Annotated in this window: 19 protein-coding genes; 4 read left to right on the top strand and 15 right to left on the bottom strand. The window is 34.3% G+C overall.

Annotated features, from left to right (window positions below; genetic code table 11):
• Positions 1-418: 418 nt before the first annotated feature.
• From CZ487_RS11985 to CZ487_RS11925, 13 genes are all read right to left on the bottom strand, one after another.
• A complete protein-coding gene (locus CZ487_RS11985; protein WP_077212391.1) occupies positions 419-2,335 on the bottom strand; it encodes a hypothetical protein in 1,917 nt (638 codons plus the stop codon).
• The gene (locus tag CZ487_RS11980) at positions 2,319-2,864 is read right to left on the bottom strand and encodes a hypothetical protein (RefSeq protein ID WP_077212390.1); all 546 of its coding nucleotides are present in this window, start codon (positions 2,862-2,864) and stop codon (positions 2,319-2,321) included. The genes CZ487_RS11985 and CZ487_RS11980 overlap by 17 nt, the downstream gene beginning before the upstream one ends.
• 47 nt (positions 2,865-2,911) lie before the next feature.
• Positions 2,912-3,178, bottom strand: a complete 267-nt coding sequence (locus CZ487_RS27985) for a YaaC family protein (RefSeq protein ID WP_084783236.1) — start codon at positions 3,176-3,178, stop codon at positions 2,912-2,914.
• 302 nt (positions 3,179-3,480) lie between these two features.
• Positions 3,481-3,894: a YjcQ family protein gene (locus tag CZ487_RS11970; protein WP_077212388.1), complete on the bottom strand. Its 414-nt coding sequence runs from the start codon at positions 3,892-3,894 to the stop codon at positions 3,481-3,483.
• A 94-nt stretch (positions 3,895-3,988) separates the two neighbouring features.
• On the bottom strand, positions 3,989-4,333 hold the full coding sequence (locus tag CZ487_RS11965; RefSeq protein ID WP_077212387.1) for a tetratricopeptide repeat protein: 345 nt from the start codon (positions 4,331-4,333) through the stop codon (positions 3,989-3,991).
• A 497-nt stretch (positions 4,334-4,830) separates the two neighbouring features.
• Positions 4,831-5,619 (bottom strand): hypothetical protein, encoded by a 789-nt coding sequence (locus tag CZ487_RS11960; protein WP_077212386.1) that lies wholly within the window; start codon positions 5,617-5,619, stop codon positions 4,831-4,833.
• A 69-nt stretch (positions 5,620-5,688) separates the two neighbouring features.
• Complete coding sequence (locus tag CZ487_RS11955; RefSeq protein ID WP_077212385.1) at positions 5,689-6,642, bottom strand: helix-turn-helix domain-containing protein; 954 nt, start codon at positions 6,640-6,642, stop codon at positions 5,689-5,691.
• A gap of 222 nt (positions 6,643-6,864) precedes the next feature.
• A complete protein-coding gene (locus CZ487_RS11950; protein ID WP_077212384.1) occupies positions 6,865-7,446 on the bottom strand; it encodes a hypothetical protein in 582 nt (193 codons plus the stop codon).
• Complete coding sequence (locus CZ487_RS11945) at positions 7,439-8,257, bottom strand: hypothetical protein (RefSeq protein WP_139339565.1); 819 nt, start codon at positions 8,255-8,257, stop codon at positions 7,439-7,441. Before CZ487_RS11945 ends, CZ487_RS11950 begins: the two co-directional genes overlap by 8 nt.
• 98 nt (positions 8,258-8,355) lie before the next feature.
• Positions 8,356-9,339, bottom strand: coding sequence for a hypothetical protein (locus CZ487_RS11940; RefSeq protein ID WP_077212382.1), 984 nt, complete (start codon positions 9,337-9,339; stop codon positions 8,356-8,358).
• Positions 9,340-9,454: 115 nt separating this feature from the next.
• Complete coding sequence (locus tag CZ487_RS11935; RefSeq protein WP_237562960.1) at positions 9,455-9,994, bottom strand: competence protein ComK; 540 nt, start codon at positions 9,992-9,994, stop codon at positions 9,455-9,457.
• A gap of 99 nt (positions 9,995-10,093) precedes the next feature.
• Positions 10,094-10,654 (bottom strand): ParB N-terminal domain-containing protein, encoded by a 561-nt coding sequence (locus CZ487_RS11930; RefSeq protein ID WP_077212380.1) that lies wholly within the window; start codon positions 10,652-10,654, stop codon positions 10,094-10,096.
• On the bottom strand, positions 10,651-11,739 hold the full coding sequence (locus CZ487_RS11925) for a ParB N-terminal domain-containing protein (protein ID WP_077212379.1): 1,089 nt from the start codon (positions 11,737-11,739) through the stop codon (positions 10,651-10,653). Before CZ487_RS11925 ends, CZ487_RS11930 begins: the two co-directional genes overlap by 4 nt.
• A gap of 447 nt (positions 11,740-12,186) precedes the next feature.
• On the opposite strand from CZ487_RS11925, the gene CZ487_RS11920 reads away from it, so the two are divergent.
• The 4 genes from CZ487_RS11920 to arr all read left to right on the top strand — a co-directional run bounded on the left by CZ487_RS11920 (position 12,187) and on the right by arr (position 13,585).
• Positions 12,187-12,405, top strand: a complete 219-nt coding sequence (locus CZ487_RS11920; protein ID WP_077212378.1) for a DUF1659 domain-containing protein — start codon at positions 12,187-12,189, stop codon at positions 12,403-12,405.
• A gap of 24 nt (positions 12,406-12,429) precedes the next feature.
• Positions 12,430-12,648: a DUF2922 domain-containing protein gene (locus CZ487_RS11915; RefSeq protein WP_077212377.1), complete on the top strand. Its 219-nt coding sequence runs from the start codon at positions 12,430-12,432 to the stop codon at positions 12,646-12,648.
• 67 nt (positions 12,649-12,715) lie between these two features.
• The gene (locus tag CZ487_RS11910) at positions 12,716-12,850 is read left to right on the top strand and encodes a YvrJ family protein (protein WP_077212376.1); all 135 of its coding nucleotides are present in this window, start codon (positions 12,716-12,718) and stop codon (positions 12,848-12,850) included.
• A 318-nt stretch (positions 12,851-13,168) separates the two neighbouring features.
• A complete protein-coding gene (gene arr / locus CZ487_RS11905; protein WP_077212375.1) occupies positions 13,169-13,585 on the top strand; it encodes an NAD(+)--rifampin ADP-ribosyltransferase in 417 nt (138 codons plus the stop codon).
• 214 nt (positions 13,586-13,799) lie between these two features.
• Here the strand turns inward: arr and CZ487_RS11900 are convergent, their stop codons facing one another.
• Positions 13,800-14,141, bottom strand: a complete 342-nt coding sequence (locus tag CZ487_RS11900; RefSeq protein ID WP_077212374.1) for a type II toxin-antitoxin system PemK/MazF family toxin — start codon at positions 14,139-14,141, stop codon at positions 13,800-13,802.
• A gap of 3 nt (positions 14,142-14,144) precedes the next feature.
• Positions 14,145-14,306, bottom strand: a complete 162-nt coding sequence (locus CZ487_RS26620; RefSeq protein ID WP_154676031.1) for a hypothetical protein — start codon at positions 14,304-14,306, stop codon at positions 14,145-14,147.
• Positions 14,307-14,682 lie beyond the last annotated feature (376 nt).

The raw sequence follows: 14,682 nt of genomic DNA, 5'->3' as shown, positions 1-14,682 counted from the left end.
AAGATAAAAGTCAGCTTGAAAATACTTTTAAGTTCGACCTCGGTGGTCGGGGTCGTACTAGATTAATAGTTATTGAGTTTATAAGGTTTTGTGTGGGCGATGTGTAAAAATTGTGTAAAATAAGTAGAGCAGGTGAATAATTTTTCACCTGCTTTACTCTTACTTATAAGTTAATATAAAAATTTCTTAGGAACACGATTTTAAGTCGCATTTTTAGGCGATAGGAAAAGAAAGTCAATAGGAACAAGGGGTTAGTTCGAATTTTACACTAATAACCCCGCTCACGATTCGAAATTTCAGTGGGCGTACTAATAAGTTTCGCCATCTTTTCTCATTTTCCTTCTCTTCCTTCATTGCTTTTATTCCTGCTTTTCCAAAGGATAATATAGATCAAGTTCTTTGGTTTTGTCTAAATTGCTTATCTTATCACTTCTGATATTACTATAAATCCATTATCTTTATTTTCATGCAATAACTCTAATTCAATATCTATTGAAAATGATACTTTTGATACATTTAGAAATTCTTTTGCTTCTTCTTCATTCACAAAAGTAAAGATGTTATTTGTTAAATGAAATTTAAATAAGTCTTCCGTCACTTTATTTTTATTAAGTTCTTCTTCAATTTCTTCATTGGTTAGAGAATTTATATTAACATTTATATTTTTAACTCGTATATATGTTTCTTCATTATTATAAGCAATCCAAACTGGTAGCCTAATTTTTGCGAACTTCAGCTGTTCTAAAGTCTTCTGATAAATCATTTTATTAGTTTCACTCTCATTATACAAGGATGGACCGCTTATTCCAGATAGGAGTGTGTTTACTTTATTTTCAGGAAGTTGTTGAATTAAATTAAATAGAATATCTAATTTATCATTCCGTCTATAATCGATTTTTATTGACTCGAACCCATTTTCTATCAATAGATCAACTATAAATTTTTCAAAATGCCTAAAAAGATCTTTATCAACATATGAGTTATTTAGCTTGTGTGAAGCAAAGAAACCTAAATTATATTTACGTGTTAATTTATAGGAGACGTTGGTTGTTTTAATAGTTTCCTTTTTCTCTCCAAAAGTCAGCCTATTAAAGAGTGGATTTTTAGCCATTAAAATTGCAAAACACTCTTTTATATTCTTCATATTATAATCTATTATTTCTCTATTTCTACTTAAATTATTATACTCTTCACTTTTTATTTTTCTAAATCTTGTTGTTAAGTGATATTTTAAATTTTCCAGTTCAGGTGAGGAATCCTCTACTTTAATTCCCATTAATTCTTCTTTAAAAATTTTAAAGTTTTCTTCGGTTTTTTCTCTAAAATTCCCTTCATTGTTGAGATTACTATCTAAGAAACTAAACAATTCATCCTTTTCAATTCTATTTATAAATTCATCTCTCCCGACAGAGAGACTTAAAAAAACGAAGAATTCTATAACTACATCTTCCATTATCAAAGTTTTTACTTCACCCTGTGGATACCATTCCCAACGATCAAGTATAGTCTTTACTTCATCATAGTTCAACCAAAAGTCTGAATAAATTAATTCCGGCACCATAAGATTTTCGTAATATTTTTTAATAAATTCACGATAGTTTCTTTCAGTAGCCAGTTCCTCTTTATAACCGAGATAGTATAAGTAACAACTAATATATAAGTATAACTTTTGAAGATGTTCCTCAAATATTAAATTCTCTTTAAGTTTTCCTAATAACTTAATAAATCTATTAAAATCCTTATTATCAATCATGTATTTAGACGTATACAATATTATTAAAAAAATGTCTTTTTCCTTTTCTGTCCTGTTTTTAGGTTCTGTATATAGATAAAACATCCCACTTACTACTATATTAGAAATTAATTGATCTTTTTCTTCTTCACTAAGATTTTTATTTTTCAATATTGCGAAGTATATTCGAACAAATTTTGGAAATAGTTCTTCACTTGAAGTAACATAAATCGTCTTTAGTAACTTTTTTATTGGGATATTCTCTAACTCAACAAAACTTTCTGATTCTCTAAAAACGTTTATTAGTTTTTGTATTGTTTCGTTTAATTCCACATCTAATTCATATGGTGAAGACTGTTTATATACAGTTTCAAGTAGATCAGTTAGTTCTTCAAATAAGCCATTTTCTATAGCTTTACTCCCAAGAAAATTAATATACTTTATCCATTGTTTTAGGACTTCCGACTTATCATAGTCCTTGCTCTCCTCCAATATTGTCTCGTATATGGTTAGAAACATACTAATATTAGTATTTAATACGTCTATATCTTTATTTTCCATAGACTCAATGGTATGTAAATATAAGTTATTTAATATCTTCACTATTATTACTCCTAAAATTTTCATTCTCATTTGCCAATTCTGCTTTTATTGAACTTATAATATAATTAGTTATGTCTTTTTGAACATCATCTTCAAATAAAAGAACTTTAATACTTACATATAAAATTCTAATTATTATTAGAAATCCAACTATAAATAAGAAAATCGAGCCAGATAACCACAAGCAGGATACAAATATGTATTGAATTATAATCAATAATAAGATAATTAATATTTCATCCTGAAAAGTTAGAAACTTTCTACTTGAAATTAACATAAAGTCCAATATATTTATCCCATATCTTTTTTCTTTATTAAGACTAATTAACAGAGCTAATATAGCTATTGTTAAAGTTGAAACCGTTGCTTGTACTGACCATATTGTAAAGAGCATAGTTTCTATATTATTTTTAATTGGAAAAATAGAAAATTTCTCTGCAATAACTGTTAAAAGTATACCTATCACAATAAATACAATAGATAAAGCGAAGGTTTTACCTAATGAAAATACTTTATTATTTTTTGCCATTTTATATTAATTCTCCTACGGGTTACTGTTCAATAAATTACAATAAATTAGATACCTGATCTCGGCACTAAAAATTCTTCTCCAGTTATCTCCGATGCGATTTCATTTATAAATTGATATGGAGCATTTTTTATGCATTCTGAAATTAGCCAGTTATGTTGACTACTTAAATGTTTAGACAAAGTTAGCGGTTCATATCTGGATAGCTCACTTAGTCGGTGAATTGATGCTAAAGTCACCACTAATGAACTTAAAGGAATACTCTCTTCAACATCTATTCTTTTGATATACCACCTACTCGATGAACCTGCTATCTAATGTACATTTTTTCTAATTCTTTTATGATAGTTAATAAATTTCACAGAATTTAATGAGGAACTTCCCTCCCATCTCGTTCTTTTTTTAACCTTACAATAAACTGTTTTTCAAAGATTACATCCAGCTCAAATAAGTTAGATATACTGACTTCTGTTTTTCATTTAAGGATTTAATTGTCTGGTAATGTGAATTCCTGATACAATATTCAGTATATTATTGGTGCCAAATTTCCAGGTCATACATTAAATTATTTTGTTAAACTTCTGCTTTACAAAATTTATCACAAATTAAGATTTTACTATTTTCCGTTTAATCCCATTGCGCTTTTTGCTATTTCAGCAGCTACTTTTACTGTAAAATCCTTAATCTCGTTATATCCCCATTCCGCCACCTTTTTCGAAACTTCTCTAACTTTTTCACCAGCAGTTAAGGTAGGAGTTATTCCAAGCTTTTGTTCTACATAGTCAATTCCTTTCGAGGTCATAAGTATGTTTGTTGTAAATGCACCAAGTATCTTATTGCCTTGACCTCCTCTAGTAAATTCTACCCCAGTTATCAAACCCTCATTTATTAATTTTAATAGTGCCATTTTAAATATATCGTGAGAAATACCTAAATCAGTTGCATTAACCTTTTCCATTTCTGGCAGGTCCTTTTGATATTCAATATAGAATGTAACTAACACCCTTTGTTTTATATCTAATTTATCCATTCCTTCTTCCTTCCCCTTCCTCAATATAATGTACTTAAAAATTCTTCAAAAATAATTATAGTCTCATACTAGGTTATTTTTCACTCTGAAATCATCAAAGATAAAAATCATATTTTTCCAACTTTTCTTTCACTTCCAGATCATCCGGTTTTAGTCTATAAGCATATTTGAAATATCCCCTTGCTTTTTCGTACTCTCTTTTTTGCTCGAATGCCAGACCTAATTTTTTAACTACTACCCAAACTCCTGGAGTCTCTTGATTAATATCCTCTAAAATTTGAATTGCTTTATCTTCCTGATTACAAAGGCCATAACATATTGCTAATCGGTAGCGATAATCTATAGAATTAGGTTGTTGTTGTACTAATTGTTGATATATTTTCATAGCTTGTTCGAACTTCTTAATTGAGAATAGAATTCTTTCTTTTAATTCATTCAAGGAGGTTATGAAGGTTTCTCTTCTCGTTTCTTCAACGGCATTTATATTAATACTATCTATTGTTTGTAATTCTTCAAATCGACGTTCCGTTTTAAAATAAACGAATGATAACTGAAGAAGTAAGTCGGGATATACATGATCATTTGCAATCTCTGTTTGAAGAATCTTTTCTGCAAGTTTAAATTTCCCTAACTTGCAATTAGTAATTGCTAATTCAAGCGCATCCCTTTTTTCAACAAGTGTAGCTTTTGGTACATACTTTTCTTTTGTTTCTTGCTGGAGGTGCTTTTCTACGGCCCGCTTAAAATCATTCCTTAGCTCAGTGACTGTCTGATAACGTTCCTCTGAAATAAAGGGCCTGTCCCCCAGTACGGCAAAGTTTTACTTTACTGGAGAACAAGCCTTGCCTTTTACTCCCCAACAAATTCTAGCAGGAATGCTCTTAGCTTCCGGAAATATCCCTTACAAGCCTTTTAATAAATTATGAATTCAGGAGCTTAATATCTAACAACCCCTCTCATCCACTCCACAACCCCTACATAGTCCTTCTCAAACACAAACCGTTTCCCAATCTCCTTCATTTCCCCATCCCTTTTGAATGTGTGGTTCTTGAGGTGTCGAATTTCATCTGCGTGTTTCTTTATAACAGTTGCCATTTGTACTGTGTCCTGATAGATTTTGTTCATGTCCCAGCTTTCGTTTGGTGTTTTTTCAGCAATGATACTTGAGCCCGATTGGTTTCCGAAGTGGATGTTCCATTTATAATGAAGCACACATTCATTTAAATATTTTTCTTGAATGACTTTAATCCAAGCACCCTGGAATACACCGGATAATTGAAAATTAGGTGCATAACGGTGATGTCCGTTGCAGCCTGCTAATGTTGTAATGCCTGCAAGGTTTAACATTTTCACCATCATTGCTACTTGTGGATCCAAGTCTAGTGCATTCACTTTTATGCCAAACCGTCTTTGTGCAAATGCTCTCCAAAGGTAGTGATAACCGTTCATACTAACTGGAAATTCGTGACCACGAATATTCATGATTTTTTTCATCATTGAAATCGGTAACCGGTTCACCAATACCTGAAACTTGTTACTAGCAATCCATAATGTAGGAATGTTCAAGCTGTTTAGCAACTGACACACCTTTTCGATATCCTGTTTAGTATTTTCTTTTGTTAGTTCAATGATGTCGTTCTTGACTTCAACAAACAACCCTCTCATTTGTAATGCCTCTGCTGCACGTTCTGTTCCATTCATCATTTCTAATTTCATTAAGTTCATATTGATCATCCTCCTGTTTTCTTTGTAGCCTAAGTATAAAATAAGACCGGTTACTTTTTCGTAACCAGTCTAACGGAGGACGATGGATGGAATGTCAGATTTCCATTCATACCCATCATTTGTTGTGACTAACACGGCTTCGGAAATATCTTCACGCCCCATTGCCTGCGATAGCTTTCTTCGGATACTTGTTATATACCGCTTTACTGCTGAAGCACTTACCTTGCGATCCTCCCATACAGATTCTTCAATTCTCCTTTTTGGGCAGGATGTCATCGAATGATCCATTAAATAACCGAGAATTTCAGCTTCTTTTCGTTCCAGACGGATATCATCCTTTCCAGCTCGAAAAAATTTATCTTCTTTTGTTAAATCTAACACAACACATTTTCCATCCATTGCATCGTCTATCACAGTTGTATAATCTTCTCTTGAGACCAATTTTCTTTTCTCATTTGTCTCTTTTAATAAAATCGGTTCCCTGCGATTCTCTTTGATTCGATCAGAATATAATTCAATAAACCATTCATGATCCATGTCTGTATCTAACTCTCTTGCTTGTTCGAACAATGTTCGTGATTTTGAAAGATACCCAAGCCTTGCATAGCCAAGTGCCAAATTACAAAGTAGTTTAATCCTTCTGCTGCTGGTTAATCCTTTTTCCAATGCCTCATTTCCGTAAAATAGGACCGCTTCCCATCTTCTTTTTTCCTTAGCTAGTAAGAAGGATAAATGATAAAAAGCATCTGGCTTATTCGGTGCATGAATAGTGGCTGATCGCAATGTTTCATAAGCTCTAAGCTGGTTTCCTCTTTTTAATTTCTCGTCACGGCCTACTTCTAAATAAAGCTCAGAAAGGGTGATAGAATAACGAGGCTCCCTCTTATCGATTTGAATAAACTGTTTGTACAGCTGCACTCCTTCTTCCAGCCAAGCATTTCTCTCTTCCCCTTCATCGAATCCATCACGTTCAAGCCAGTCGTCCTCCCAATCTAGTAACTCATCGATAGTTTTCATTTTCATCCTGCTCACACCCTCTTTATTGAACTTAGAGACACCCATCAATTTCGATTAGTATAATCAAAATTGATGGGTGTCTCTTGAAAGAATTGATTTACCTCTCGGTTGGTTAAATCAATCAAAGACACCAAATTGATTCCTATCCAAATAATAATTTTCTTAGACTTATAATTAGTTATTAACTATAAGGATCTGTCTAATAAAAGATAAGAACGATGTCTATCACTATACCTGTTGGTCATTTGTACGATTGTATATTTGCACGGATTTTTCAACCTCATTACTTAATTCTTTTTGGCCTTGAAAAGATAAAAGATCGTTACACCAGAAAATGGTTTTGTATCCCTCATCATCAACATGTTCATTTAATTCTCCATGTTTCTTTACATTTTCCCATTTCACATCTTCGTAGACAGTGTTTTTTAGCCACCAGTTTTGAATATCATTTTTTAAGTTTTTAGGATGATTCGGAAGTGAAATGATACTGTTAATTAATACTGGGGGAATCTCATCATAATAACCATGGAACAATTGAATATTTGTAAATAAAATCTTTTTCACTTTTCTCTCTTCAATGTCATTCTCAAGTGCATATTGTCTAGCCATGTATTGCGGTAAAAATGTTCTGTAACCCGTCATAGATTGATAAAGGCTTTTACTCGATTCCGATCCTAATGCATTCCCATTTAAAGGTTGAAAGCTATATTTAGAAAGCAAAGTATCTAAATCTCTTAAAATTAGTATTGAATTATGGATAAGATTTCTAACATTATTTATTGATTGAATCAAATTTGAATTATCATCCATTATATTTTCCTCCGTAACTCCATATTGTTTTGTCAACAGCTTTCATTTCACTCCATAAATAATGCTTATGTGCATTTTCATATTGATACCTGTTTACATATGGGTAAACATGCTGCATATTATGAAACCCATTAAAACTTACTAAACCTTTCTTCCTTAATAATCGTCCTAGATCTGTTAGCAACATAGCATCTTGGGGCGTTTGGAAATGACTAACGCTGTTAATTACATTAAAGATTTGTTTCCATGATAGCCAATAGATATGATCAATTGAAAAATCAATGTCTTTTACAAAACTAATACTTTCTTTTATTTCTTTAAAATGCAAATATGTATCATTTGTAAGGTAGACAAACATGATTCTTTTCAATTTCTCCTGGTTAACCTTCATAAATTTGTGACAATCTACCGTATGGATCGTCTCTATTTCTCTTGCAAGTTGATCACGCTGCCAGTTTTTCCTTTCTTCTACATCTATTGTTGTATCTTCTTCACTCGATTTATCTGACCAGAATTTGGCTTCAATACAAAGAAGGTACTCATGGTCATTGGCATCTATTAAACGTAAAAGTACATCGGGCTCAGAGTCGTCGAGTCTAGGCCAAAACTCAAACAAACACTTTTTAATAGGAGTATCAAACAATAAACGCCTCCCTTTTATATTCATGCTCGATTCTAACACCGATTGAATATAGGTTGATGAAGATAAATATCGAAAAGTACCTATAACAGATGAAGTTAATAAATCTTCAGAGTTTTGAAGTTTAGTAGGGATTTTCCCCTTCATTTCGGCGATTAACAATTCTCTCATCTTCCCTTCTAATCACTTACTTGGGAACAGGCGCCAGCACACATATACATAAAGTTTCCTTTATCTTAATACAATCAGTTTAGCACAGTAATTTTCACCTAATAAGGAACCTCATCCAATTCATACTCATTCTCTTCCGAACTGTCATGTAACCAATCCCATAGCAAAATCGGATTTGTTGGATTATAGTTCCTTTTTGGTTTGACTTCCTTTTTCGCATCTGAGTTGGACGCTATGTTATGAAGCGAAGACAGTGCATAGGCATCAAGACTATGCTCTGGCACCTCTTTAAACTTTCCTGTTTCAATGGTTTGCGTAACGAAAGCACTGATTAATGTATGCCATGCTTTCTTACTCCAACGGCCTGCTGCAAATGTTGCATAATGTTGATCACAGATTTCAGTTAATGCCTTTCTAAAATCATCAGAATTCATAAAATTAGCTTTCTTTATATAAAGGTTTATATGATCTGTTTTTCTTTTTTGTTTATTCTTTTCTTCTTTCTTTATTAGTTGGTGATTTTCAAAGCTTGATGCTGAATCGTTGATGTTCAAGTCTTGAAAATCGTTCCTTGAAGAAGGGCAGAAATCATCCTCATTTTTTAATTGTTGAGCAGCTCTATTCTTCGTTCTGTCCTCTTCCGTCCCTATTGAAGTGATGGCTTCGTCTATTCCATCCGCTGAATAAAAAGGATTCCCCGCTATTTTTGATTGCATTAAATGCTCAAATCCCGGGCTGATGTTCATTAATTTATAACCCGATTTATATAGATCATCTATGACGCCGCTAATTTCTTCATTCGTAAAAGGCTCATCAGAAGCGATGTAATGAAACTTATTGAGCTTGCCATCACGATATTTGAAACTGACCCATAATTTTGCGTCTTCTAAGATTGGGATGCATTTTTCGACCATCGCCTTGCCGAAGGTCTGATAAAGGTTCTTCTTATTAATCACCCAATTTTCTGGCAATGAGACTAACAGGAACACTAATCCCATTGCAGGAAGATGATTCGTGTTTCTGATTTCATTATGGATCTGTGTAAAGTTGCCTGTTTTTGTACGTTTATAAATGCCCTTCATGACTTCGTTCTCCCTTTTAACAGAAATAATCGTATGGCAATGGATAGGAACGAACGGGATCGGACTGCTCTGCACCCGTTCGTTTCATCTGATTTATAGAAAGGTCCTGCCTGCTTTATGTCCGTTGTTCAAAATGTATTCTCCCTGTCTCCTTGCATCGTTCATATTCCTGCTTCGGTTCAAGATAGAGAACGATTTTAGTATGAGATCGCTCATGAATAATCCGTCGCAAATCACCCGCTTTTTGCTTTTTGTTGTTAAAAGCAGTGTGTCTTGCTTGAATTTTGATGCTTCGGCCGTTGCTCAACTCGACCAATGTGTACCGCCCCATTGGTTGAGTATGAAGAACGTTTGAATGATTGAACCAAATACAATCATGATTAACTGGTGATGTATGCGGAAACATACAAATATCCTGGACCGGGCAGATCATGATCGGGCACATTTTCACCTTCCCAAGAATCGTTTTCGCCCCTTCAATTGCCCCTTTTAGACTGAAGCCAAAATAATTAATAGATTTGGAGATGACCTTTAGCGGCGGGTGATCTACCAGGATCGATTGGTCTCCTTCAATCACTCTTGTGCACAGCTTTCCATATTGATCATACTCTCCTGTTAAAAGTACGGTCTCTTGATTGATTATGTAGGTTTTCACCTTTTTCAAGTTTTCCACTCTTCTTTCAGTAGGGAATTTATTTTGCATTTCTTTAGAATGAGAGTATACTAACCTTAAGTTGGTATACCCGACTTAGTGTTAAAGCCCCTTGGTTTTTTGTCTGGCCGGACGTTTGCCTGGGGTTTTACGGCTGATAACTTGGTTCACATTCCTTCCACCACCCTTCGATTTATTCAACGCTACATGATATTTTATCCAGCTTTCCGACGTATGAAGATGTACATACAATTGATCTCTTTCTTCATCTTGGAGACCTTCATATAATTGCATGGTAATCATTGTGTGCTTGAGCATAGTGAGAAGTGAGCTTGCTGTTTCAGCTTCCTGTATATTTTTCTTTTTTTCCAATGTTTCAAAAAGCTGTACGAACCCTTTAAGCCTGTGCGACCCTTCAATCATAGAAATTCTTCCCTCGAACCCATCCTTAAGCTCCCCTTCATCGAGGTGGCCAATCAATGGTGGAATATACAATGGTTGTTTTTCAACATAAGAAAGAATATACTGTTTGAAGTTTCGAACATGACACGGATTGACTTCTCTTAAAATAATCGTTCTTTCCTGCACTCTTTGAATTAAGCTGCTTAGGGATGCAAGGTACAATCCTTGCTTTTTTGAAAACATTCCATCTGTCATCATCAAATGGATCCTCGCCCCTTTTCAATCATTGATAAAAACGTATCTGAGGTTTGAACAATCGCTTTCTTGCTTGCATGGTTTTTTACTTTACCTGATGTCGTGTCGTAGATGTGCGCAAATAGAGGATCTTCGTGCTGCCATGTGCATGCTGTTTTTAAGATTACTAGTCTTTTGATCGCTTCATAGTATGTAATCTTGTGCGTTTTAACTAATCTAAATACCGTTAAGGCTAAGGAAATTTGTATCCCCGATAACCCAGAGACATACCGACATCTATCTCCATATCGTTTTGGAAAGAGCTCTAGCCACTTCAGACAGAATGCTTCACCGATATTTTCTACCCCCTGCCGGGAAATTGGTGGTTTTTCATCATGACCATTCACATTGCCTTCAAACAGCGTCACTAAGCATTTCCTTAAGTTAATGAGAGAGGTCAGTGCTGAGCTTTGTTCCGTCAGCCGTGATTTCTCCGTTTCAATCTCCATGATTGATTCAAGGTTCTTAGCTATTTTTCTAGAAATTAAGGTCCATCCATCCCGCTGGTCATACTGGAGAATGACACCTATATGCAGTTTGTTTTCCACGATGCTGATGTCGTTAACTAGCTTTCTTTCTTCATCCTGTTTTAAATCCAGATAGATTTGCAGGGACAGTGGATAGGATCGTATCTGCTCCAACTGTGTTCGAAGTCTTTTTACTAGTCTTGGTTGATTGGTGCCAACAGCTCTGGCTATTTTCTCTTGTAAAAGACAAATGACTGATTGAAATCCGAGCACGCTTTTCCTTCCATTTAATATGTACAATTTCCTTCCTGGCAGCACGGCCCATCCCTTCTCCATTTTTTTGATTCCTCCACGGCTCGAAACAATTAATGGCGGGCAGTAAAGCGCTTCCTTTTTCTGAATAGAGGCTGCAATGCTTTTTTCTACTAGCTTGACTTGTTGCGGTTCCAGTTTCGCGTGAACATCTTCATATACTTCAAAATTATTTTCCAAAAATGAAAACGCCACTTGACTGATCATTACTTTTTTACCAAATTGATTGAAATCGCTTCCATGAATAAAACTGATCTCACCCATACTCTCCATTTCTTACACCCCCACAACATTATATCCCGTGTGAGTATATCTGCCTATCCTTTTATGACTACATGATGAAAGGGAGCCAAAGCTCCTTAACGAGAGGGCGTTCTTGTATATTGACAGTAAATGATTTTTTCGTATAATATATTTCCCTATTTTTCTATTGTTCTTACCTCCTGTTCGTTGTCATCTCATTAGGTGACAGATCGCATTTTTAGCTTACTGCCTCTGTGATTTATAGCACACTCCTCCCATTGTTTTTAACTAAGTTGCATAGAATTACGGACTATTTGATATAAAACAAACCAAAAATCCAATTTTCACCCCTTTTTAGAAAATTGTCATAAATTAGCCATTAATGGACCTATTTTTTAGGAACTTTTAAAAAATTGCAAATGCCCCTGTCCTTTTCTTCTCTTTTTCTCTATATAGAGAGTGAAGGAGGTGATAGACATGGCACAAGCAGTAATAACAAGTTCACGTCTTGCGTTAACGTTCGAAACAGGTTTTAACGAAAAAGGAGAGCCCATCTATAAAACGAAGTCCTACAACAACATCAAGATTGAAGCAACAGCCGACCAGCTGTTCCAGGGAGCCAATGCCCTTGGAAGCCTTACCTCAAATACACTAGTGAATGTAGAACGAAATGACAATTCAGAAATCATCCTATAATGATAAGAAATGGAGGAAACAGGAATGGCCAAAGTATTAGAGCTTCAATTCGTGACGCAGCATGGCAAGGTAGCAAAATTGACGGTGGATAACCCAACCGAGCCGATTGATCCAGCTGCTGTTAAAACAGCGATGGAAAGCATCATCGCGTCCAACGCATTCAATTCTACGAGTGGTGACTTAGTCGCCATCGAAGGTGCACGCGTCGTCGAACGCAACGTCACCGATTATGAAATCATCTAACGAGAAATGGCCGGTATCCCTCGGGATCCGGCTTTCTCAATCTTACTATGAATAGGAGGAACGGGACATGCAAGAGCTCATCCCATTGATCAGCGAGGTTGGTTTTCCGATCGTCGTAACATTATACTTACTGCATCGGATCGAAGCCAAACTAGACCATGTGGTACAGTCGATTCAGAGCCTTCCGGAGCAGTTGAAGTGATTGTCTTGAAGCATTGTACTGGCAATTAATTTATCTCGCTTTTCAATATAAACCGAAAGCCACCCGATTAAAGGTGGCTCTTTTAGTTGCTTTATTTTATTTAGTTATTTCCTATAGGTCTGCAGCAAAATATCACTTTTTAAATATAGTCCCAAGAAACCCATCAGCATAATCTTTGCTTGCTAATTAAACATAATTTTCATCATTCTCTCTACTTACATTATACTACTAAAGGTAAATCATTTATAGACTACACTTTCTAATATCCCTGCCCTATACTGTTATTTACAAATCTAAAAATATAAGAGGTGTCTAAGTATGAATGGCAAAAAAGATGTCTTAGATAATGTACCTTTCTTTCATGGTACTAAAGCAGAACTAAAAATTGGAGATCTGTTAGAACCGCAACACTTATCGAATTACCAAGACAAAAAATCCAACTATATATATTTCACTGCAACTTTAGATGCGGCTAAATGGGGTGCTGAATTAGCAACATCTAAATCAAAAGAAAGAATTTACATTGTAGAACCATTAGGTGATTTTGAAAATGATCCGAACTTAACTGACAAGAAATTTCCTGGAAACCCAACACGTTCTTATCGGTCTAAGTTGCCTTTGAAAATAGTGGCTGAATTAAGTTCATGGGAAAGACATTCCGATGAAGAAATCAATCATATGCTTACCTCTTTAAAAAAGTTACGTGAACAAGGAAAAGCTGTAATATACGATTAAACATCCAAGTTTGAATAGGGCCTGTACCCGTAGTAAAGTAAAGCTTTAGTTTATCTGGGGTCAGACCCTTTCACTCCCATAAAATTTCCATTAAGATATCTCTTTTTTGAAGTTTTTCTGGAACAAAAAAGTTTTGCCTCTTATCTCCTTGATACACAAAGAATTCGCCTATGCTGATGAGTAAACAAAATAAAAAGACATCATAATTAGACGTCTATAAGTTCACTTCATTAACTTTTTCAAGTACATTAATTAAGTCGTTAGCTGTTAGGGTTCCCAAATACTCAAATAACCTAGATTCTTCGACTCTATGAATATTACCTTTATGACATTTAGCATAAGATTCTTCATCAAGTCCTGCTCGAACCCAATCAACTATTTTTTGTTTACAGTTGTCAAAATAACCCGGTGGTTCTTTAGGTTCTACAGAAGTTAATTCAACAATAGTAAAGTATTCTTCGTCTTGATCAATTATTAATACTGGTCTTGGTTTATTCGTTCCTGATTTACCTTTAAAATATATCCTAACTTTATAAACATCCCCAACTTTAGCCAACGTCTATTTCTCCTTATAACTGTCTTCCTCGAACCATACTTTATGGTAAGAATTATTTTCATTTAACTCAATCATATTATCTTCACCACTAAGTACCGGAGCATTCTTGGTAATCTTGCTGATTTTAGCTCTTAATTCTTCAAGTCTTTTTTCAGCAACAGCCATATCTTTCTCCTCCTTATTACACATACCATCACCTCAAAAATATAGTATTATCTACATCTTAAATCAGTTTAGGTTGTGTTTGCTTAAGAAAATTATACCAAATTCAAACAAATTATCAATGTCAAGCGGTATATTTTGCGAAGAAATGTCATATAATGTACTCTTTATAATTAGATTCGATAAAAAAATAAATTTTCCTTTATGTTTTTACGAATTACTTAAAGATGTTGTAGAAAAGTTTTTTCACTTTATTTTTTTCGAGGGTAAATACAAATTAAAAACAGCCCTTAGAATTGGAAGGGCTGCTTAGATAATCAACTTTTAAATTTCTCTAATAGCAAAAGTACCATATGCCATATTTCTAAATCCAACAACA

Source organism: Robertmurraya dakarensis, from assembly GCF_900156875.1.
GTDB lineage: Bacteria > Bacillota > Bacilli > Bacillales > Cytobacillaceae > Robertmurraya > Robertmurraya dakarensis.
This window is presented reverse-complemented; position numbering and strand designations above follow the sequence as displayed.

Bases quoted from the DNA above. Each gene is read 5' to 3' on its own strand.
- CZ487_RS26620 (WP_154676031.1), bottom strand. From the start codon at position 14,306: ATGGCTGTTGCTGAAAAAAGACTTGAAGAATTAAGAGCTAAAATCAGC.
- arr (WP_077212375.1), top strand. From the start codon at position 13,169: ATGAATGGCAAAAAAGATGTCTTAGATAATGTACCTTTCTTTCATGGT.
- CZ487_RS11945 (WP_139339565.1), bottom strand. From the start codon at position 8,257: ATGAGAGAATTGTTAATCGCCGAAATGAAGGGGAAAATCCCTACTAAA.
- CZ487_RS11960 (WP_077212386.1), bottom strand. From the start codon at position 5,619: ATGAACTTAATGAAATTAGAAATGATGAATGGAACAGAACGTGCAGCA.
- CZ487_RS11940 (WP_077212382.1), bottom strand. From the start codon at position 9,339: ATGAAGGGCATTTATAAACGTACAAAAACAGGCAACTTTACACAGATC.
- CZ487_RS11910 (WP_077212376.1), top strand. From the start codon at position 12,716: ATGCAAGAGCTCATCCCATTGATCAGCGAGGTTGGTTTTCCGATCGTC.
- CZ487_RS11980 (WP_077212390.1), bottom strand. From the start codon at position 2,864: ATGGCAAAAAATAATAAAGTATTTTCATTAGGTAAAACCTTCGCTTTA.
- CZ487_RS11915 (WP_077212377.1), top strand. From the start codon at position 12,430: ATGGCCAAAGTATTAGAGCTTCAATTCGTGACGCAGCATGGCAAGGTA.
- CZ487_RS11925 (WP_077212379.1), bottom strand. From the start codon at position 11,739: ATGGAGAGTATGGGTGAGATCAGTTTTATTCATGGAAGCGATTTCAAT.
- CZ487_RS11920 (WP_077212378.1), top strand. From the start codon at position 12,187: ATGGCACAAGCAGTAATAACAAGTTCACGTCTTGCGTTAACGTTCGAA.
- CZ487_RS11955 (WP_077212385.1), bottom strand. From the start codon at position 6,642: ATGAAAATGAAAACTATCGATGAGTTACTAGATTGGGAGGACGACTGG.
- CZ487_RS11950 (WP_077212384.1), bottom strand. From the start codon at position 7,446: ATGGATGATAATTCAAATTTGATTCAATCAATAAATAATGTTAGAAAT.
- CZ487_RS11970 (WP_077212388.1), bottom strand. From the start codon at position 3,894: ATGGATAAATTAGATATAAAACAAAGGGTGTTAGTTACATTCTATATT.